The organism is Demequina sp. NBRC 110052, assembly GCF_002090075.1.
In the GTDB taxonomy this organism is placed as follows: domain Bacteria; phylum Actinomycetota; class Actinomycetes; order Actinomycetales; family Demequinaceae; genus Demequina.
On the sequence record NZ_BBRI01000003.1, the window covers coordinates 1 to 19,186 of the forward strand.

The following is a 19,186-nucleotide window of genomic DNA, read 5'->3' on the forward strand; positions in this document are numbered from 1 at the left end:
CCTTTTTCTCTTCCCTGTCAACTCGCCTTGCCGGCGTGTCTCCTGGTCAGAGAGGGAACTTCATCCTACATCCGTTCGGGCGCATCAGCGACCTCACGAGGTGAGAAGAAGGTTGCTTGCCTGAAGTACTCCGCGGCCTTGTGCAGTCCAGCGGGCGTGGCACCCTGCGAGGCTCCTCAGAACCCCCGGGCGGCTTTTGCCATCCTTGGCGAAGCAACCCCTGAAAGTTACTCGGCGCCCCTGGCCAGTGTCAAATCGATCGTGGCACGGCGTGTCACGCCCCCGCGTGCCCCCGCACAGACGCCGCAGCCGCCTCCACCAGAGCAGCGTCGGACTCGTCCGTGAGCCCTGCCTTCGCCCGCCTCAGCGCCCTCACGGAAGCCTCCCCCAGGGCACGCACAGCGTCGTCATCAGGGGCGAGGCGCACGAGCTCACCCAGCACTTTCTGGATACGCAGGGATACCTCCACCTGCGCCGCTCCATCACGCGCGAGCGGGCGCAGCGCATCCTCGGTCAGTTCGCCCACAGTCACCTGCGGCACATGGATGCGTGGGTACGGCGCGTCATCGTCGCCGGCAGACTCGGTGAACAGCACCGTCATCACACGCGTGATCGCCCCGAGCACCTCCACCGCAGTGCCCGGATCGTTCACCGCAGGCGAGAGGGCACGGGAGCCGATCTCGGCGAGCGCCACCAGCCCCAGCCGCGGGTCCTGCTCGTACGTGCGGTGCTTCTCGACCCGGAAGCATCCGCACATGCGCTCGAGCACGTCGGCGTCGGCACCCGTGCCGGTGACGCGCCCCAGGTCCGTGCCAAGCCCCACGAACGCCCCGGGCAGCACGTCCACGTGCACCGTGACCCCAGCCGCGTCGGCCATTTCGTGAAGCCGCGCCATATCGATGCCCGTCACATACCCGGCTGAGCGCGCGCCGACCGCCGCCGCACCGTCCGGCACGGCCACAGGCGCCACGCCTCCCAGGTGAGGATCGCACGCGAAGGCACGCACCGCGTCGGTCGCGGCCGCCTCCACCCGATCGATCACGTCGGGCACCCGCCCGAAAGTCGTCAAGTGGTGGATCCATCGCAGCAAAGTCCCCACCACCACGGCGATCACGATCAGCGTGCCGGCGAACAGGACCGACTTGCCAGCATCCCCGAAGCCGCCGGTCGACAGCCCCACCAGCCCGACGATCGCGAACACGAACGCCCCCAGGAATGTCGAGAGCGCGTTCTGCGACGTCGTGTCCGCGATGAGCAGCTGCGTCGCGCGGGGCGTCGTCCCCTGGGCCGCCGCGGCATACGCGGAGATCATCGCAGTCAGCGAGAACGTCGTGACCGCAAGCATGGACGTCGCGAGGATCTGCAGCAGATTCGCCACCGCGTCCTGCCCGAAGTCGAACGACAGCGTCCCCTCCAGCAGCGGCGCCGCCCACGCGGCCACGAATACGAGCGCGAGCGCACCCACCGTGAACAGCGACAGCCGAAACCCGATGCGGCGTGGCAGCCGCGCCAGGAACGTACGCCAGTCGAACGCGCCCATGAGCCCTCCCGGGGATTCTGCCCCCAGCATGCCCGACGCCGCGGCGAGGCTGCGCCAAGAGGTCGCCCGCGCGTCGGGCTGGCTAGAAGAGCTTCTCGTTCGCGACGCCATACGGGACGTGCACGCCGGCCACGTGCTCGACGGCACCGCTGAGGTGCACATCCTGGTCGTCGAAGAACAGGTGCGGCTGCATCACCTGCAGCACCTTGGCCTTCTCGATGCCGCCCAGGAAGAACGCGTCGTTGACGGTCACACCCCAGCTGCGCAACGAGTTCACCGCGCGCTCATGCGCGGGCGCCGCGCGCGCCGTCACGAGGGCGATGCGCAGGCGCGGCTCGTAGCTCGGTTCCTTCGCCTGGCGCTCCTGCTCGAGCCGCTGAATGCGGTTGAGGTCAGCGACGAGCGGCTGGAGCAGGCCCGGCGCGTGCGCGACCTCGCGCTTCGCCACCTCATTCGCGACGAAGCCGTCCATGCCCTCCGATTGGTAGACGCGCTCGGATTCGTCTGTCGCGAGCACCGCGTCGAAGTCGAAGGCGATGCGCAGCTGGCGGTCCGAGTCGTCGTAGGCCGCCGTGTTCGGCAGCACGTGGCCCGCCGGATGGCCCGCCCGCACCGCCGTGAGCACGTCGTCCAGGTTGCTCGTGAGGAACAGGCTCATGCCCAGCGCCGGGATGTAGTCCAGCGGCGACCCGCCCTGCATGAACAGCGCGCGGGTCACACCCAGCGCGTGCCGCTCGATGGAGCGCATCACCCGCAGCCCTGTGGACGCGTCGTTGCGCGACAGCACGATCACCTCGACCAGGGGGTCGCGCGGCCGCAGGTCGTTCAGAGTGAGCAGGCGCTTGATGAAGGGGAAGGCCGGGCCGGGCGGCAGGGACACATCGATGTTGCTGTTCTGATACTCCGCATACGCGGCCTCACCGTGCTCACGGAAATACGCGTCGGACTCCGCAAGGTCGAACAGCGCGCTAGAGGCGACGCCCACCACGAGCCTGTCGTTCAGCTCATAGGCGGGCATGCAAGACCTCCGAGTCAGTGGTGGGCGGAGCAGCCACCCTACCCCCGCCAGGTGACGGGCAGGTTGCCACCGCGGCTCGCGACGAAGGGACCAAGGTCCCCACCGCGTCGGGCGTGGGAGGCGGACGATTCAAATATGACTCAACTGTCGTCCGTCGAGCTCTTGCAGGCCGCCGCCGACCCGGTGCGCTGGACCGTGCTCGACCGCCTCGCGCACGGCACGCGCTGCGTGTGCGACCTGCAGGAGCACGTCGATGTCTCACCGACGCTCCTCAGCTATCACCTGCGCATCCTGCGCGACGCCGGGCTGGTCACCACCGCCCGACGCGGACGCTGGGTGGACTACTCGCTCGCGCCCGACGCGCAGGCGAGGCTCGCACGGGCCATGCCCGGCGTCGGGGTGACGGCTGGCGACCGCACCACGCTGGAACTGGTGGAGGCCTGAAACCATGACCGTGATCGACCGCGTGCACACCGCCAGCCCCCGGCAGTGCTGGGTGCGGCTGGGAGCGGCGACAGTCGCGTGGTGGGCGCTGTACTCGGTCAACCTGCCGTTCTGGGACTGGCTGCTCGGGGACGCCGCAGGCCTGGAACTCGAGTCGCGGCTCGGATCAGGCATCCACTTCTTCCTCTACGACACCGTCAAGATCCTGCTGCTGCTGACCGGAATCATCTTCCTCGTGACCGTGCTGCGCTCCTTCATGTCGGTCGAGCGCACGCGCGCGCTCCTGGGCGGGAAGCGCGAGGGCGTCGGCAACGTGGCCGCCGCGGGCCTCGGCGTGATCACGCCCTTCTGCTCATGCTCCGCCGTGCCGGCCTTCATCGGCTTCGTCGCCGCCGGCGTGCCCGTCGGCGTCACCATGAGCTTCCTCATCGCGAGCCCGCTGGTCAACGAGGTGGCCATCGCGCTGCTGCTGGGACTGTTCGGCTGGGGCCCGACGCTGCTCTACGTGGGCGCAGGCCTCACCATCGCAATCGTCGCCGGATTCGTGCTGGGGCGCATGAAGCCCGAGAGGTGGATCGAGCCGTTCGTGTTCGAGACCAAGATCGGCGGGCACGCCATCGACCCCGGGATGTCGCTCACGTGGAACGACCGCATACAGATGGGGCTCGAGGAGGTCGGCGAGATCCTCAAGAAGATCTGGCCCTACCTGCTCGTGGGCATCGGCATCGGCGCCGCGATCCACGGATGGGCGCCCGAGCAGTGGTTCGCCGAGCACGCCGGTCCCGAGAACCTGTTCGCGGTGCCGCTCGCCGTGCTGCTCGGTGTGCCGCTGTACTCGAACGCCGCAGGGATCCTCCCGATGGTCGAGGCGCTGTTCGACAAGGGACTGCCCATGGGCACCCTGCTCGCGTTCATGATGGCGACCGTCGCGCTGTCGCTGCCCGAGATGATCCTGCTGCGCCGCGTGCTGAAGCCGCAGCTCATCGGACTGTTCATCGCGGTCGTGACGGTCGGGATCGTCGCGGTCGGCTACCTGTTCAACGCCGTCATACCCGCCTGAACCACCACTGGAAGGACACCTCATGGAGATCAAGATCCTCGGACACGGATGCGCGAACTGCGCCAACCTGGAGAAGGCCGCGCGCGCCGCAGCCGACGAGCTCGGAGTCGACGCCACCTTCACCAAGGTCCAAGACGACGCCTCGATCGTCGGCTACGGCGTCATGCGCACGCCGGGACTCGTGGTCGACGAGCAGCTGCTCGTCTCCGGCCGCGTGCCCACCGCCGCGCAGGTCAAGGAGCTGCTCGAGCCGCTCGTCTGAGCAGCCCGCTTATCGCGGCGCGCTGGTAGTCATTCAGTGCGGCGGAACCGCCGTCTCGCGTCACTGAACGACTACTGGCGCGCGAGCGGTCAGGCGAAGCGTCGGCGGAGGCCCATCGCGCCAGCGCCGAGCAGCACCAGCGCCGCCGCGCCGCCCGCGAGACCGGCCGAGCCGAAGCCCGTGGACGGCAGCTCGCCGCCGGCACTCGGCTGAGGCTGCGGGTCTGGCTCCGACTCCGACGCGGCGACCACTTCGAGCGCCTGCCATCCGATGAGCGCGCCATCAGGCCCGTAGAGCCCGATGCGGTGCGCGCCCAGTTCGGCATCCGTCGGCACGGATGCCGCGAAAGCGCCGGTCGAGAGCACGGTCGGCGTGGACGCCATGACGACGCGGTATCCCTCGCTCGCGCCCGCGTACGCGCAGTCGTCCGGGGTCACGACGATCGGGTCGCCGGGCGACGCCTCGGACACCGGCTCCCCTGCGGGCGAGCACACCGCGATGCCGCCCGCGGCGCCGGGCTCCAGGTCGTCTTCATAGGCCGCGAATGTGATCGGGGTCAGCGAGGCCGAGGCCTCGATGGGGTTCCAGATCTCGTTCGAGGTGACCTCAGCGGCGAACAGAATCGAACCGCGCGCGAAGTCCGCCGCCGTCAGGAGGTGTGTGAACTGCCAGGCCTGGACTCCGTCTGACGGCGTGTCGTAGGGACGAATGCTCGGCAGCCCTGCCACATCGGCCGCTGCGCCATTGGCCACCGTCACGTCCGTCAATGTGTTGAGCCCGATGTTCGTCACGGTCACGGTGATCGTCGCAGTCTCGCCGATCGACGGCGCTCCGTCCCCGTTGGCGTCGGCATACACGGCTTCCAAGTCGAGGTCGAGCCCATTGTCCGGTCGCACATACGCGCCCGTCGGCACACTCGTGGCGGTCGCCGTCTCGCTGGTGCGCTGCTCGTCATCGGTGAGACCCGTGTAGTCGAACTCCACTGCCGCGTCGAGCGAACCGGCGGACTCCATCGCGGCGGTGATGGCGAATGTCTCTGAGTGTGCTGTGGATGCGCCCGGGTCGAGAGTGACGCCGTCGAACACGGTGCCGAGCGCGGGCGCGTTGCCCGTCTCTTGCGCACGGTCGATCGTGATCGCCTGGCCCGTGCCGGTCAGGTTCGTGGCGGTCCACGTGATCTCGACCTGCTCGCCCTCCTGCCCGACGCCGTCACCGTTCGTGTCCTGCAGCGTCATCTCCACGGACGCCGCGAGCTCACGGACGATGATGTGCGGCACGATCCGCTGTGCGCCCGAGCCGGGCGCGGATGCGGCGTCACAGTCGGCAAGTGGACTCTCAGGCGCGGCATGGACATAGAAGGAATCGAGTTCAGCCCAGCCCCGGTCGAGGTCGGCTTCGGTGATCTTGTAGGCGGAGAAGTTGCCGAAGACGCCCCAACCTCGCGACCTGTAGTTGAACGCGCTGATAGAGCTCGTCGAGAGGTCGTCCCCGGGCGTGACGCCGGCGCCGCCGTCCTTGCGATAGTCCGTCAGGCCGTCGCCCCACGTCTGGCACAGCAGCACTCCGTCGAGCGTCACGTTGCCGTCATTCGTGAGGCCGAACTGGTACTCGATGAGGTCGCCTGCCTCGATCTCGCCCGGCGCCAGCACCGCGCCGGTCGTCGCATCGTGCACTTCGGTCGCGATGCCGGCCGTGTAGGACACCACCTCGGGCTCCGCTGCGTGGGCGACGGGGGCCGCCACCAGGCTCAGCGCAAGAGCACCCGTCGCTGTGAGCGTGGCGGGCAGTGTGCGCCGAGAAAGGCTGTGCGGGTAGAGGCGGGGCATTGGGGGCTCCTTGGCGACGCGTGTGGGATCCGCATCAGATTAACGGATAGTTCTTCTCATTTACAAGCATCGTCGCCGGTCGACTCCGAGCCCTACCCTGAAGGCGTGGCACAGTCCCCCCTCCCCGCCGCCCCCCGCACGCCGACCCAGTCGCTCGTGCTGTGGATCGCCGTGCTCGGCTCCTTCGTGTCGTTCCTGGACGGCACCGTCATCACCGTCGCCCTCCCCGCGATCGTCGATGAGCTCGGCGGCGGCATCTCCACCCAGCAGTGGGCGGTCGACGCCTACATGCTCACTCTCGGCGCGCTCATCCTGGTCGCGGGCTCCATCTCGGACGCGTACGGCCGCCTGCGCGTGCTGCGGTGGGGGCTGATCGGCTTCGGGGTCACCTCGGTGATCATCGCCGCCGCGCCCACCGCTGAGGTACTCATCGGCGCACGCCTCGCCCAGGGCGCCGCCGGAGCGCTGCTCGTCCCCTCGAGCCTCGCGCTGATCATGACCCACTTCCGCGGCACCGCGCAGGGCCGTGCGATCGGGACCTGGACGGGCGCCACGTCGGCCGCCATGGTGGTCGGCCCCCTCGTCGGCGGCCTGTTCGTGGACCTCGCGTCCTGGCGACTCGCCTTCCTCATCAACGTCCTACCCATCGCCGTCACCCTGTGGCTGCTCGCCCGGCTGGGGCGCATGCCCGACGCGGTGGACCGCCGCGCGCCCGACGCCCGGGTCGACCTGGCCTCGGCAGCGCTCGCCGCGCTCGGGCTCGGCGGCATCGTCGCCGCCCTCATCGAGCAGCCCAACCTCGGCTGGCACCACCCGGTCATCTGGGGACTGGGCGCGGCCGGCGTCGGGCTATTGGCCGTGTTCTTCGTGCGCCAGGCGCGCGTCGCCCGGCCGATGCTGCCGCTGCCGCTGTTCCGCACCCGCAACGTCGCGTGGGGCAACGCCGCGACGTTCCTCGTGTACGGGGCGCTCACGCTGAATGGCTTCGTCTTAGGCGTCTACCTGCAGGAGGGCGCTGGGCTTCCCGCCACCGCGGCCGGACTGGCGAGCCTGCCGATCACGTTGATCCTCATGCTCACGTCGTCGCGGGTGGGGCACCTGTCCGGCGAGCACGGGCCGCGCCTGTTCATGACCATCGGCCCGCTCGTGATGGCGGGCGGCGCCCTGCTGCTGCTCACCGTCGCCGACGACTTCAACTATTGGACCCAGGTGCTCCCTGGCGTCATCGTGTTCGGTGCCGGACTCGCCCTGACGGTCGCTCCGCTGACCTCGGCCATCCTCGGGGCCGTCGATCCTTCCCGCTCAGGCATCGCCTCCGCAGTGAACAACGCCGTGAGCCGCATCGCGGGCCTCATCACGGTCGCGCTGCTGGGCACGATCGTCGGCGGCATGCTCGACCTGGACGGATTCCACCGAGCGACCGCCGTGACCGCCGCGCTGCTCGCCGCCGGCGGCATCGTCAGCTGGATCGGCATCCGCAACCCCGCACGCGAGCCGGACGTACCATCGAGTGAGTCCCTCACCGATTGAGACGGAGCGACGCATGAACTACACCCCGCACCCGGTCCTCCCGCCGAAGAGCACGGGCGTGACCTATCTGCTGTGGTTCTTCTTCGGACTCTTGGGAGTGCACCAGTTCTACATGGGCAAGATCGGCCGCGGCATCCTCTACCTGCTCACCGGTGGCGTGTTCGGGATCATGTGGCTCATCGACCTGTTCACGATCCCTGGCCAGCTCCGCAACGTGAACGCCCAGCGCGCCGTCGGCATCAGCTGAGCCACGGGCGGCACCTCACGAGTCAGTCGACGTCCTCGTCGACCCAGTCGAGCGTGCGCGCGACGGCCTTGCGCCAGTTGCGATACAGCCTGTCCGCCTCGCCCCGACGCATCTGCGGCTCCCAGCGCCGATCCTCCTGCCAGTTGTCCCGCAGCTCGTCCAGGTCGTGCCAATAGCCCACCGCGAGTCCGGCGGCGTAAGCGGCGCCGAGCGCGGTGGTCTCGGCCACGACGGGTCGCACCACGTCGATCCCGAGCACGTCAGCCTGGAACTGCATGAGCAGCTCGTTGACCGTCATCCCGCCGTCCACCGCGAGGGTGTTGACGCGTCGTCCCATGTCCGCCTCGACAGCCTCGATCACGTCGCGCGTCTGATACGCCGTCGCCTCAAGCACCGCCCGCGCGAGATGGCCGCGCGTCACGTAGGAGGTGAGGCCCACGATGGCACCCCGCGCGTCGGGCCTCCAATAGGGGGCGAAGAGCCCGGAGAAGGCGGGCACGAAGTAGGCCCCGCCGTTGTCCGGCACGGACGCGGCGTGTTCCTCGATCTCCGCAGCGGTGGAGATCATGCCGAGGTTGTCGCGCACCCACTGCACGAGCGAACCGGTAACAGCGATCGAGCCCTCCAAGGCGTACCGCGGCGCTTCCTCGCCCAGCCGGAACGCGACAGTCGTGAGCAGCCCGTGCTCGCTCAGCACCTTCTCCTCACCGGTGCCGACGATGATGAAATTGCCCGTCCCGTACGTGTTCTTGGACTCGCCCGGCTCGAACGCCGCCTGCCCGAACGTCGCCGCCTGCTGGTCGCCGAGGATGCCAGCGATGGGCACCTCGCGCAGCAGCGAGTGCCCGCCCACATGGCCGTAGACCTCCGACGAGGAGCGGATCTCCGGCAGCATCTCGAGCGGCACATCGAACGCGGCCGCAAGCTCGGGCGACCAGTCGAGCGTGTCCAGATCCATCAGGAGCGTCCGGCTCGCGTTCGTCACGTCGGTCACGTGAATGCCGCCGTTGACTCCCCCGGTGAGGTTCCACACCAGCCACGAGTCCGTCGTCCCGAACTTGAGATGACCCGCCTCGGCCTTCTCGCGTGCACCCGGCACGTGATCCAGGATCCACGCGATCTTGGTCGCCGAGAAATACGTAGCGAGCGGCAGCCCGGTGATCTCGCGGAAGCGGTCGGCACCGAGCTCGGACTCCGCCGCGAGCGCGTCGATCATCGGCTGCGTGCGCGTGTCCTGCCACACGATCGCGGGATGGACCGGCTCCCCCGTGCGGGCGTCCCACACGACCGTCGTCTCGCGCTGGTTGGTGATGCCCACCGCGATCAGGTCCAGGCGGGTGATGTCAGCCTTCGCGAGGGCCTCCGCGACGACGCGCCTGGTGTTGGCCCAGATCTCCAGCGGGTCGTGCTCCACCCACCCTGGTCGCGGCATGTGCTGGCGATGCTCCAACTGACCCGACGTGACGGGCCGCCCGGCATGGTCGAACACGATGGCGCGCGTGGAGGTGGTGCCCTGATCGATCGCGATCACATAGCTGCCGCCGGGCATCCTCGCCCCCTTCGACTCGTCGGCCGTCACCTCACCCTAGCGAGGCACCGAGTGCCTGCGCCTGAGATCCACTCCATGTGCCTCGCGCAGTCGGTTCACCAGCAGCTCCACCTCGTCACGGCGGCGTCGGCGCGACCAGTGCAGGGCGTCTCCGACGATGTCCGCGAGCTCGTCGACCGACTCCTCCGTGAGCAGTCCCTCGAACGCGAGCGTGGTGCGCCTCAGCGCCACATCGGCGAGCCGCACGACGCACTCGGTGCGCGCTACATGCGACAGCTCGCCCACCGAGTATGCGGGCAGCGTGCGAAGGCGGCGCGCCGTCGCCTTCGTGGCGACCTCGGCTCCGGCGACGCCGATCGCGTCGGCGCCGTAGCGCGCCAGCAGCTCGCGCCCCCGTGCCTGCCCGACGCCGGGGAGCCGCGCGCGCACCCACGCGTCTTGGTCGTCGGGCCGGGGAAGGCCGCGCGAGGCGCCGACCGTGAGCGCATCGGTCGCGACGAACCTGTCGAGTCCCAGCAGCGCGAGCACGCGGTCGCCCACCTGCTCGCCCAGCGCGCGGTGCGTGGTCCACTTGCCGCCCACGACGGAGAGCACGGGCAGTGCCGTGCCCGGCAGCGTCCCCGGCTCCACGCGGTAGTCGCGGCTGATACGCCCGGGCTCCGTGGCATCGGCCGCGGGCAGGGGCCTGATGCCGGCGTAGCGGAACACGATCTGGGCGCGCGTCACCGGGATGCCAGGGAAGACGTGCGCGGCGAGCTCGAGGAAGTAGTCGACCTCCTCCTCGGTGCACACGACCGGGTCCGACGCGTCGGCCGGGATGTCGGTCGTGCCCACGATCACGCGCCCGTGCATCGGGTAGACGAGCACGATGCGGCCGTCCGCGTTCTCGAAGAAGATCTCGCGTCCGCGGCACGCGGCCAGCAACTCGGCATTGTCCACGACGATGTGCGAGCCCTTGGTGCCGCCCATGTACGCGGTGCGCTCACCCAGGGCCCCGTTGGTGAGGTCAGTGAACGGGCCCGACGCATTCACGACCACGTCCGCAAGCACGCCCCACTCGTGACCCGTGAGCTCGTCACGCAGCGTCACGGCCTCGCCCTCGTGACCCACCGCCTCCACGTAGGTGGCCAGACGCAGGCCCCCGGTGCGCGCCGCGTCGGACGCGAGATCCCATGCGTACCGCTCCGGCCGGGAGACCATCGCGTCGAAGTACGTCGCCGTGAAGCGCGTCGCCGGGTGCAGGTCGGGCAGTTCCTCGAAAGTGCGGGCACGCCCCACGAAGCGGTGGCGCGGCACGCTCGTGCCGTCCGCCGCACGGCCCGCATTCGAATACGCGTCGTACAGCCACAGGCCCGTCTTGATCAGCAACGCGCCGCGCGGCCTCTGACGCCGCGGCTGGCGTCCCAGCAGGAATCGCAGCGGCGCATTGGCAACGCCTCCGAAGATGTTCCGAATGGGGATCGTCGTGGGCAGCGGCTTCACGTGATGCGGCGCGTTCGCCAGCAGCCGGTTGCGCTCCTCCACCGACTCCCGTACCAGCCGGAACTCGCCGTTCTCGAGATACCTCACGCCCCCGTGCACCATGCGCGACGAGGCCGCCGAGGTCTCCGCGGCGACGTCGCCGCGATCCACCAGCACCACGTCCACACCGTTGAGTGCGAGGTCGCGCGCGATCGCGACGCCGTTGATGCCCGCGCCGATCACCAGCACATCGGCGCGCGGCCGGTCGACGAGGGCGCGGACCTCAGGGCGGAGACGACGGGACGCTCGGGGAGTCATACGCCATGGTGCTCACAGGAGAGTCAGCGGCGCAACGGTTCGGGGCGACTCGCCGCCGCACGGGGTCAACCGCGCATGCGGGCCTGCCCGCGAATGCGCGGGCCGGTGCTCCAGTACAGGTCGTTCTGGTCGTCGCCACCGATCCAGCCGGGGCCGTCATCGAAGGACATCGACGCGTCGGGCGCGAAGGATCCGGCGGGCACCGGTGCGAACGTGGCCTGCGCGGCAGGCGCACCGGGGAACGCGGGTGACGGCGCGGGAGCAGGAACGGGCACGCCCGACGCTGCGGGCGGCTGGGGAGCGAAGGTCGCCTGAGCCGGGGGCTGAGTCGGGGCCGCCGGTGCGGCGGCCTGCGGCGCGAACGCCGCTGCCGGCTGTGCCACGGGCGGGACGGGGACGCCCCGCGGCGGCGTGGCGGCGCCGGGCACGTGCGACACGGGCGCGGCGTACGGATCTCCACCCTGGGCGCGGAAGCCCGCCGAGAGGTATGAGGCCTCCTCGTCCACCGGCTCGGGCTGGAACGCGGCGGCCGGCGCGAAGGTCTGCGCAGGCGGCTGCGGGGCAGGCGCCTGCACGGCGTGCGGCTGCGGCGCCATCGGCTGCGCGGCGTGAGCCGGCGCGGGCGCGGCGGGCACCGGCGCCGGGGCTGTAGGCACCCCGTAGCGCGACCACAGCTCGCCGGGGATGCGAGACAGCAGGATCGTGAGCAGGTCGAGCCGGTTCTGCGTGTCCGCGAGGACCGCGTCGTCCAGGTCGCGCCACAGGTACACGAGAGGGCCGTCGAAGGTGATCGCGGCACCGCGTGCGGCCTCGTGCATGAGGACCTCGCGCGCGGGAGACGCGGCGAGCTCGGCGACGAGCCTCATGTCGGAGGCGACCACGTGCCAGCGCATGTCGAACTCGATGTCGCTGACGCCGGAGGGCCTGGCCTCGGAGACTTCGAGCGCGGGCCGGTCGGCGGGCACGAGCATGAGCGTGGGGAGGGACACCGGGAGCTCGAGGGCCTCGAGAACGTAGTCGCCCACCACCAGGCGGTGCGCACGGTGCCCGCGCCACGTGCCAGTCATGGCGAGTCGCGTGCCGCGCGCGGCGTGGCGCGCGATGGGGTCGAGGCGCAAGGGCGCGGGGAGGCGAAGGTCACGCTTGTCGGCGTAGTCGAGGCCGAGGCGGCTGGCGAGAGCCTTGGTGGCCCTCGCCGACTTCACGGACGCGTCCCTCACGATCTCCCCCTTCTGGCCTAGCGATCGGTTCCGTCGCATGATGAGAGGGACGAAGGCGCGGACGATGACGCGGATTCCGCAAGTCCGTCACGAACTGTCGATTTCGCGGCATGGCTTGCACTCGCATACCCCTAGGGGTATATTGATCGGGTCAGCACGACGACAACACGTACACCGACGAAAGGAACACGCCCATGTGCTCCCCCGCCACCTGCCCCCGCTGCGGCAAGACCACCTGGACCGGCTGCGGCAACCACATCGAGCAGGCCCTCGCCGGCGTCCCCGCCGCGCAGCGCTGCTCGTGCGACTCCGCGGCCGCCGGCAACGGCGCCTCGGCGAACGGCATTCTCGGCCGCATGTTCGGCCGCTGATCCACCGCTGAACTTCGCACGAAGGCCCGGTCCGCATGGACCGGGCCTTCGTCGTCTCACCCCTCGGGGTCGGCGCTAGCCAGCAGGCGGCGCGATCGTCCCACCGCGATGCACCGGCAGCGGCAGCTCCTCGACCGCGGGCATCGGCTCGATCTCGAGGCCGTCACGCTCGGCGAGCTCGCGGTCCAGCATCGCGAGCATGCGGCGCGCCACGATCTCTCCCTTGGCGCGTCCGTTCTGCTCGACGGTCGCGAGCTCCAGGTCGCCCAGGCCCGCCAGCGGCACGGCGTCGAAGCCGGTCAGGCTCAGATCCCGCGGCACGCTCAGCCCACGCTCGCGCGCCACATCGACGATGCCGGCCGCGTGGATGTCCGCCGTCGTCAGGATCGCCGTCGGCGGCTGAGGAAGGTCCAGGAGCGCTCGCGCCGCGTGCTGACCGCTCTCTCGCGTCACGGCGCCGCAGCGGTAGACCGCCACCGGCTCGACCCCGGCACGCAGGAAGCCCTCGATGCGGCGCGCCACGTTCGCGGGCGCCTCTGCAAGCAGCAGCTCCAAAGGGACGATGCTGTCGGCATCTTCGTGGGTCGCGAACGTGTAGCCCGCGATGGCGATCCGCGTGTGACCCGCCTCGAGCACGAGTCGCGCAAGCCTCTCCGTGGCCGCCGCGTCATCCATCGCCACCGCAGATTCCTCGGTCATCGCGCCGTCGAGCGCGATCCAAGGCACGTGCCGGGACGCGAGGTACGCGTCGGTCTCCTCGAAGCCCACGAGGCGGCGCACCGAGACGACGCCGTCGAACAGCACCGAATGCGCGAGCGTGCGCGACGCCTCATCCGTGATCGGGGGCAGCAGGACCGTGCCGTATCCGGCATGCGCGAACTCGCGCTGCAGCCCGTCGAGCACGCCGAGCGACAGCGGATCAGTGTCCGGATCCTCGAGCACCGCGTACGTCATCACGGCCACCAGATGCGTGCGCCCGGAGGCGAGCGCGCGACCCAACGCCGAAGGTCCGTCGTAGCCGAGCGCTGCCGCGGCGCGCCGCACGCGGTCAGCGGTCTCCGGAGCGACCGCGCGCTTGCCCGTGAACACATGAGACGCCGTGGACTTGGCCACGCCTGCGGCCGCGGCGACCGCCGCGAGCGTCACGTTGCGGTGCTCGGCCACCGTCACCCGCCTTCCTGACCGATCCCGCGCGTCGGGCATCGGTCGCATTCCCCCTGGGTGTGAACGGTGCCAGCCTACGGCGTCGCATGCCCGATGCTAGGTTCGAGGCGAAGGAGGTCGCCTTGCCAGATCCGCTCGCGACGTCCGAGGAGGTCATCACTCCTCTGGGCGTGCACTCCGAGGTGGGGCGCCTCAACACGGTCCTCACCTGCGCCCCCGGGCTCGCGCATCACCGCCTCACGCCCTCGAACGCCGCGGACCTCCTGTTCGACGACGTGATGTGGGTAGACAACGCGATCCGCGACCACGCCGAGTTCGTCGAGCTCATGCGCGAGCGCGACATCGAGGTGCTCGACCTGCACACGCTGCTCGCCGAAACCCTCGGCCTCGAGCACGCGCGCGCGTGGCTGACCGAGCGCAAGCTCGCGCCGCACGAGATGGGCGTGGGATTCACGGGCGACGTGCGAGCCTTCCTGGACACGCTCGATCCGTTCTCGCTGGCGCAGTACATGCTCGGCGGACTCGCGGTCGCCGACCTCCCGCGCGACTTCGCCGCCCCCGCAGTGCAACTGGTGCGCGAGGAGTCCGGCATGCGCGACTACCTCATCCCGCCGCTGCCCAACACGCTCTTCACGCGCGACACGACCAGCTGGATCTATGAGGGCGTCACTCTCAACCCGCTGTACTACCCGGCGCGCCACGCCGAGACGCTCGTGATGAAGGCGATCTACGACTTCCACCCGCGCTTCGCGGGCCAGGTCAAGGTGTGGTGGGGGGACCCCGAACGCGATCACGGTCTCGCCTCGCTCGAAGGCGGCGACGTCATGCCCATCGGCAACGGCGCAGTCTTGATCGGCATGTCGGAGCGCTCCAGCCGTCAGGCGATCACGCAGGTCGCAGCGGAGCTGTTCGCCGCCGACGCCGCGGATCGCGTGATCGTCGCGAAGATGCCGCGGCTGCGTGCGGCGATGCACCTGGACACCGTGTTCACGCTCGCCGACCGCGATGTCGCCACCGCCTTCCCTGGGATCGTGGACGACATCGAGACCTTCTCGCTCTACCCGGCTGAGCCGCCGACGCTGCTGGACGTGGTCCGCGAGCGCGAGCCGTTCGTCGACGTCGTTGCGCACGCGCTCGGGCTCGGCCGGCTCAATGTCATCGAGACCGGCGGTGACCGCTACGCGGCGGAGCGTCAGCAGTGGGACTCGGGCAACAACGTGGTCGCGCTCGAGCCAGGTGTGGTCGTCGCGTACGACCGCAACACTCACACCAACGACCGCCTGCGCGCCGCAGGCATCGAGGTCGTCGAGATCGTGGGCGCCGAGCTCGGGCGCGGGCGCGGCGGCGGACACTGCATGACCTGCCCCCTGTCCAGGGACTCTGTGCCGTTCTAGCCGGCCTCAGCGTCGGGCATGGGCCCGACGCGGCACCACCGGGCCTGCACCGCGCGGGCTATCGTCGAGCCAGGAAGGGGTGACGCATGAGCGGAAGGCTGCGCCTGCCCGACGCGCGCAAGGGCTGGGCAGGCAGGCGCCCGCCCGGCATCCTGGAGCCGAACTTCTCCGGCGTCGGACTGGTGGTCGGCGCGTTCTTCGTCGCCGTCTCCCTGGGGCCCTCCCTGTTGCCGCGCGTGGCCTGGGTGCAGGGCATCGCATCGGGCGTGTCGTTCATGGTGGGCTACGCGCTCGGCGCGAGCGGGCACTCGGTATGGAACTACCTGCAGATCCCGAACATCAGGGGGCGCGCACGGTTCATCGTGGGAGGCTCGCTGCTCGCGATCATCGGGGTGACGCTGGGGCTCGCGATCTGGAGATGGGTGGGCTGGCAGAACGAGATCCGCCACACCTTCGACATGCCCGATGTGAGCCCCACCGCGTGGCCCATCGTCATCGGCGTGGGCGTGATGATCGCGGCGATCGTGCTGATCGTCTCGCGCTTCATGCGCAAGCTGTTCCGCGTCGCGAACCACCTGCTTGACCGATGGTTTCCCCGTCGTCTGTCGATCGCCTTGGGCGTGACGTTGGCGTCCGTGACGCTGTGGCTCGTCCTCTCGGGTCTGCTGGTGCAGGGCTTCTTCGCCGCCTCCAATGCACTGTTCTCCGTGCGTGACCGCGCCGACAAGCCCGGCGTGGAGCAGCCGACGAGTGCGCTGCGCTCGGGCGGCGAGGGCTCGCTCGTCGCGTGGGAGGACCTCGGCAGGCAGGGCCGATCGTTCGTGTCCTCGGGCCCCACCGTCGAGGATCTGGACGGCTACTGGGGCTCGGGCTCCATGGAGCCGATCCGCGTGTACGTCGGGCTGCGCTCGGCTGACACGCTCGAGGAGCGCGCCGACCTGCTGCTCGACGAACTGATACGGACGGACGCGTTCGAGCGCGAGGCGCTCGTGCTCGGCACCGTCACCGGCACTGGCTACCTCGACCCGGCGGGCGTCGACCCGCTCGAGTACCTGCTTCGCGGCGACGTGGCGATCGCGGGCGTGCAGTACTCGTACCTGCCCAGCTGGATCTCGCTGCTCGCCGACCAGCAGGTCACGCGCGACACCTCGCTCAGGACGTTCCGCACCGTCTATGACTACTGGGCCACACTGCCCGAGGACGAGCGCCCCGAGCTGTACCTGTACGGACTCTCGCTCGGCTCGTTCGGCGTCGAGGCCGTGCTCGGCTCGATCGACATCCTCAACGAGCAGATCGACGGCGCGCTCATGGCGGGACCGCCATTCGTGAACCCCCTCCACACCGAACTCACCGACGCTCGCGCGGCCGGCAGCTCCGCCTGGTTGCCCGTCGTCGGAGAAGGCCGCACCGTGCGGTTCACGGGCGAGGAGGACTCGCTCGACCTGCCCGCCGGAGTGTGGGGCGACACGCGCGTCGTGTACCTGCAGCACGGCTCAGACCCGGTGGTGTTCTTCTCGCCCGAGCTCGCGTTCCGCGAGCCCGACTGGCTCAAAGGGTCAGAGCGCGCACCCGACGTCTCGAACCAGATGAGCTGGTTCCCGGTCGTCACCATGTGGCAGGTGCTGCTCGACATGCCTGCGGCAGGATCCATCCCCGACGGCTACGGGCACCTGTACTCGTACACCGCGAACCTCCAGGCGTGGGTCGGCGTCACCGACCCCGGCGGCTGGACGTTCGTCGACACGCGCAACCTCGCCGCACACCTCGAGGACTACGCCGCCGCGCGTGAGGACTACCTCGACAACCTCAACGACTGACGGCGAGGCGCGCTAGGCCGCCCAGTCGCCGAGCGCACCCTCGAGTGACCCCAAGGCGGCGTCGACCAGCGCCCACCGATCATCTGCAGGACACCCTCGATCGACCCAGCGCAGGCAGGCGGCATCGAGGAAGCCGAAGTAGCCCCACAGGGCGAAGTCATGGCGGGCGCTCCTGTTCGGGGCCAGCAGCGTCGCGAGGAGCTCGACGTAATCCCGACGCGCCTGGAGCCGGATCTCGATCGCCTCGGCAGGCTCGCTGCCTGGGTGGCGCATCGGCAGCGCCCACGAGTCGGGGTGCGAGGCCACATGATCGAGGTAGACCGTGATCGACTCCCGCACCCGGTCTCGAGCCGAGACCCCTGGCGCGAGTCGCTCCTGAGCGGCCGCGTGGGCGGAGCCGAGCGTGGCCACCGCCTCGCGCACCACCGCCGTGTAGAGGCCCTCCTTGCCGTCGAAGTACCTGTACACGAGCGGAACGGAGGCCTCCGCCGACGCGGCGATCGACGCGAGCGTGACGTCGCCGTACGGCCGGTCGGAGAAGGCCTCGGTCGCCGCGGAGAGGATCGCGGCGCGGCGCGATTCGGGGTCCAGGCGGCGACGAGGTGTGCGATCGGTGCGCGGCATGTTGGTCATCCTACCGTTAGTGAACTATGCTCACTAAATGCCTAGTGAACAGACTTCAATAGAACTCTCGAGGGTCAGCCACGCGGACGCGATCTGGTGGCATGTCTACCCCCTCGGCTTCTGCGGCGCCCCCATCCGCGACCCCCACGGAGAGCCTCGGCCCCGCCTGCGCAAGCTCATCGACTGGCTCGACTACGCCTCTGAACTGGGCGTCACCGGCCTGCTGCTCGGACCGATCTTCGCGTCCGAGACGCACGGCTACGACACGGTCGACCACCATCGCATCGACCCGCGCCTGGGAACCGAGGCGGACTTCGAGGCACTGGCACGCGCATGCCACGATCGAGGCCTCTCCCTCGTGCTCGACGGCGTCTTCAGCCACGTCTCGTCGACTCACCCCTTGGTGCGGCGCGCCCTCTCCGAGGACCCCGCAGCCGACCTCATCGACATCGACTGGAACGCGCAGGACGGACCCGCACCGCGCGTCTTCGAGGGACACGACTCGCTCGTCCGTCTCAACCACGCGCAGCCCTCTACCGCCGACTTCGTCACCGACATCATGCGCCACTGGCTGGAACGCGGCGCCGACGGCTGGCGCCTCGACGCGGCGTACTCAGTGCCGACCGAGTTCTGGGCCAAGGTGCTCACGCGCGCCCGACACGACCACCCCCGGGCATGGTTCCTCGGCGAGGTCATCCATGGCGACTACGCGGGCTTCGTGGATCACTCGACCGTGGACACCGTGACTCAGTACGAGCTGTGGAAGGCGATCTGGTCGAGTATCCAGGACCGCAACATGTTCGAACTCGACTGGGCGCTCCAGCGGCACGACCAGTTCCTGCGCACGTTCACGCCCCAGACCTTCGTCGGCAACCATGACGTCACGAGAATCGCCTCGAGGGTGGGACCCGAGGGGGCCCTCGTCGCGCTCGCCGTGCTGCTCACCGTGGGAGGCACGCCATCGGTGTACTACGGCGATGAACACGCCTTCACAGGGCTCAAAGAGGAACGCCTCGGCGGCGACGACGCCGTGCGCCCTGCCTTCCCCGACTCTCCCGACCTGCTCGCTCCATGGGGCGCGCACGTCCACCGCGCCCACCAGGAACTCGTGGCGCTGCGCAAGGACCGCCCGTGGCTCACCACCGCCAGCACCGAGGCGCTCGCGCTCGAGAATGCGCGGTACAGCTACCGAGTCACCGCCAGGGACGGCAGCGCCTTCCTCGACGTGCATCTCGATCTCTCCGACGCCCCCACCGCAGTGGTCGAGGACTCGCACGGCAGCGAGCTGTGGCGCACGCACGCCACCGCGCGCCCCTAGAGCGCCATCCGCGGCGAGCGCAC

General features: G+C 69.9%; 17 protein-coding genes. 9 read left to right on the top strand and 8 right to left on the bottom strand.

The features are described from left to right. Nucleotides 1–274 precede the first annotated feature (274 nt). Nucleotides 275–1,540 (bottom strand): DUF2254 domain-containing protein, encoded by a 1,266-nt coding sequence (locus B7K21_RS07485; protein WP_159448445.1) that lies wholly within the window; start codon nt 1,538–1,540, stop codon nt 275–277. 82 nt (nt 1,541–1,622) lie between these two features. Continuing rightward, entirely contained in the window at nt 1,623–2,558 is a 936-nt protein-coding gene (locus tag B7K21_RS07490; protein WP_084074842.1) for a 5'-nucleotidase, read from the bottom strand. A gap of 135 nt (nt 2,559–2,693) precedes the next feature. Between B7K21_RS07490 and B7K21_RS07495 the strand changes: the two genes are divergently transcribed. Genes B7K21_RS07495 through B7K21_RS07505 form a run of 3 tightly spaced genes read left to right on the top strand, consistent with a single transcriptional unit; the run spans nt 2,694 to nt 4,324 of the window. After that, entirely contained in the window at nt 2,694–3,002 is a 309-nt protein-coding gene (locus B7K21_RS07495; RefSeq protein WP_084074843.1) for a helix-turn-helix transcriptional regulator, read from the top strand. Nucleotides 3,003–3,006: 4 nt separating this feature from the next. Continuing rightward, nucleotides 3,007–4,062: a permease gene (locus tag B7K21_RS07500; RefSeq protein WP_084074844.1), complete on the top strand. Its 1,056-nt coding sequence runs from the start codon at nt 3,007–3,009 to the stop codon at nt 4,060–4,062. Between the two features lie 22 nt (nt 4,063–4,084). Then, complete coding sequence (locus B7K21_RS07505; protein WP_084074845.1) at nt 4,085–4,324, top strand: thioredoxin family protein; 240 nt, start codon at nt 4,085–4,087, stop codon at nt 4,322–4,324. A gap of 89 nt (nt 4,325–4,413) precedes the next feature. On the opposite strand, the gene B7K21_RS07510 is transcribed toward B7K21_RS07505, so the two are convergent. Continuing rightward, the gene (locus tag B7K21_RS07510; RefSeq protein ID WP_234989250.1) at nt 4,414–6,150 is read right to left on the bottom strand and encodes a hypothetical protein; all 1,737 of its coding nucleotides are present in this window, start codon (nt 6,148–6,150) and stop codon (nt 4,414–4,416) included. 105 nt (nt 6,151–6,255) lie between these two features. Between B7K21_RS07510 and B7K21_RS07515 the strand changes: the two genes are divergently transcribed. Together B7K21_RS07515 and B7K21_RS07520 are read left to right on the top strand one after the other, a co-directional pair. Continuing rightward, the gene (locus B7K21_RS07515) at nt 6,256–7,680 is read left to right on the top strand and encodes an MFS transporter (protein ID WP_234989251.1); all 1,425 of its coding nucleotides are present in this window, start codon (nt 6,256–6,258) and stop codon (nt 7,678–7,680) included. Nucleotides 7,681–7,693: 13 nt separating this feature from the next. Then, on the top strand, nt 7,694–7,927 hold the full coding sequence (locus B7K21_RS07520; RefSeq protein ID WP_084074848.1) for a TM2 domain-containing protein: 234 nt from the start codon (nt 7,694–7,696) through the stop codon (nt 7,925–7,927). Between the two features lie 22 nt (nt 7,928–7,949). Here B7K21_RS07520 and glpK read toward each other — a convergent pair whose 3' ends face one another. The 3 genes from glpK to B7K21_RS07535 form a co-directional block, all read right to left on the bottom strand. After that, nucleotides 7,950–9,476: a glycerol kinase GlpK gene (glpK, locus tag B7K21_RS07525; protein ID WP_084075443.1), complete on the bottom strand. Its 1,527-nt coding sequence runs from the start codon at nt 9,474–9,476 to the stop codon at nt 7,950–7,952. Between the two features lie 36 nt (nt 9,477–9,512). Beyond that, on the bottom strand, nt 9,513–11,255 hold the full coding sequence (locus tag B7K21_RS07530; protein WP_084074849.1) for a glycerol-3-phosphate dehydrogenase/oxidase: 1,743 nt from the start codon (nt 11,253–11,255) through the stop codon (nt 9,513–9,515). 65 nt (nt 11,256–11,320) lie between these two features. Next, nucleotides 11,321–12,475: a hypothetical protein gene (locus tag B7K21_RS07535; protein ID WP_084074850.1), complete on the bottom strand. Its 1,155-nt coding sequence runs from the start codon at nt 12,473–12,475 to the stop codon at nt 11,321–11,323. 194 nt (nt 12,476–12,669) lie between these two features. Between B7K21_RS07535 and B7K21_RS12765 the strand changes: the two genes are divergently transcribed. Further along, nucleotides 12,670–12,846 (top strand): hypothetical protein, encoded by a 177-nt coding sequence (locus B7K21_RS12765; RefSeq protein WP_200806273.1) that lies wholly within the window; start codon nt 12,670–12,672, stop codon nt 12,844–12,846. Between the two features lie 75 nt (nt 12,847–12,921). On the opposite strand, the gene B7K21_RS07540 is transcribed toward B7K21_RS12765, so the two are convergent. Beyond that, nucleotides 12,922–14,010, bottom strand: coding sequence for a substrate-binding domain-containing protein (locus B7K21_RS07540; RefSeq protein WP_159448446.1), 1,089 nt, complete (start codon nt 14,008–14,010; stop codon nt 12,922–12,924). A gap of 86 nt (nt 14,011–14,096) precedes the next feature. Here B7K21_RS07540 and B7K21_RS07545 point away from each other — a divergent pair, with 86 nt between their 5' ends. Together B7K21_RS07545 and B7K21_RS07550 are read left to right on the top strand one after the other, a co-directional pair. Further along, a complete protein-coding gene (locus B7K21_RS07545; RefSeq protein ID WP_084074852.1) occupies nt 14,097–15,404 on the top strand; it encodes an arginine deiminase in 1,308 nt (435 codons plus the stop codon). A gap of 86 nt (nt 15,405–15,490) precedes the next feature. Continuing rightward, nucleotides 15,491–17,221, top strand: a complete 1,731-nt coding sequence (locus tag B7K21_RS07550; RefSeq protein WP_084074853.1) for an alpha/beta-hydrolase family protein — start codon at nt 15,491–15,493, stop codon at nt 17,219–17,221. A 12-nt stretch (nt 17,222–17,233) separates the two neighbouring features. On the opposite strand, the gene B7K21_RS07555 is transcribed toward B7K21_RS07550, so the two are convergent. Next, nucleotides 17,234–17,845 carry a TetR/AcrR family transcriptional regulator gene (locus tag B7K21_RS07555; protein ID WP_084074854.1) on the bottom strand — a complete coding sequence of 204 codons (612 nt, stop codon included), beginning with the start codon at nt 17,843–17,845 and terminating at the stop codon, nt 17,234–17,236. A gap of 37 nt (nt 17,846–17,882) precedes the next feature. On the opposite strand from B7K21_RS07555, the gene B7K21_RS07560 reads away from it, so the two are divergent. After that, nucleotides 17,883–19,163, top strand: a complete 1,281-nt coding sequence (locus tag B7K21_RS07560; RefSeq protein ID WP_084074855.1) for an alpha-amylase family protein — start codon at nt 17,883–17,885, stop codon at nt 19,161–19,163. Nucleotides 19,164–19,186: the final 23 nt, after the last annotated feature.

Bases quoted from the DNA above. Each gene is read 5' to 3' on its own strand.
- B7K21_RS07520 (WP_084074848.1), top strand. From the start codon at position 7,694: ATGAACTACACCCCGCACCCGGTCCTCCCGCCGAAGAGCACGGGCGTG.
- B7K21_RS07505 (WP_084074845.1), top strand. From the start codon at position 4,085: ATGGAGATCAAGATCCTCGGACACGGATGCGCGAACTGCGCCAACCTG.
- B7K21_RS07550 (WP_084074853.1), top strand. From the start codon at position 15,491: ATGAGCGGAAGGCTGCGCCTGCCCGACGCGCGCAAGGGCTGGGCAGGC.
- B7K21_RS07490 (WP_084074842.1), bottom strand. From the start codon at position 2,558: ATGCCCGCCTATGAGCTGAACGACAGGCTCGTGGTGGGCGTCGCCTCT.
- B7K21_RS07530 (WP_084074849.1), bottom strand. From the start codon at position 11,255: ATGACTCCCCGAGCGTCCCGTCGTCTCCGCCCTGAGGTCCGCGCCCTC.
- B7K21_RS07545 (WP_084074852.1), top strand. From the start codon at position 14,097: ATGCCCGATGCTAGGTTCGAGGCGAAGGAGGTCGCCTTGCCAGATCCG.
- glpK (WP_084075443.1), bottom strand. From the start codon at position 9,476: ATGCCCGGCGGCAGCTATGTGATCGCGATCGATCAGGGCACCACCTCC.
- B7K21_RS07555 (WP_084074854.1), bottom strand. From the start codon at position 17,845: ATGCCGCGCACCGATCGCACACCTCGTCGCCGCCTGGACCCCGAATCG.
- B7K21_RS07560 (WP_084074855.1), top strand. From the start codon at position 17,883: ATGCCTAGTGAACAGACTTCAATAGAACTCTCGAGGGTCAGCCACGCG.
- B7K21_RS12765 (WP_200806273.1), top strand. From the start codon at position 12,670: ATGTGCTCCCCCGCCACCTGCCCCCGCTGCGGCAAGACCACCTGGACC.
- B7K21_RS07510 (WP_234989250.1), bottom strand. From the start codon at position 6,150: ATGCCCCGCCTCTACCCGCACAGCCTTTCTCGGCGCACACTGCCCGCC.
- B7K21_RS07500 (WP_084074844.1), top strand. From the start codon at position 3,007: ATGACCGTGATCGACCGCGTGCACACCGCCAGCCCCCGGCAGTGCTGG.
- B7K21_RS07485 (WP_159448445.1), bottom strand. From the start codon at position 1,540: ATGGGCGCGTTCGACTGGCGTACGTTCCTGGCGCGGCTGCCACGCCGC.
- B7K21_RS07495 (WP_084074843.1), top strand. From the start codon at position 2,694: ATGACTCAACTGTCGTCCGTCGAGCTCTTGCAGGCCGCCGCCGACCCG.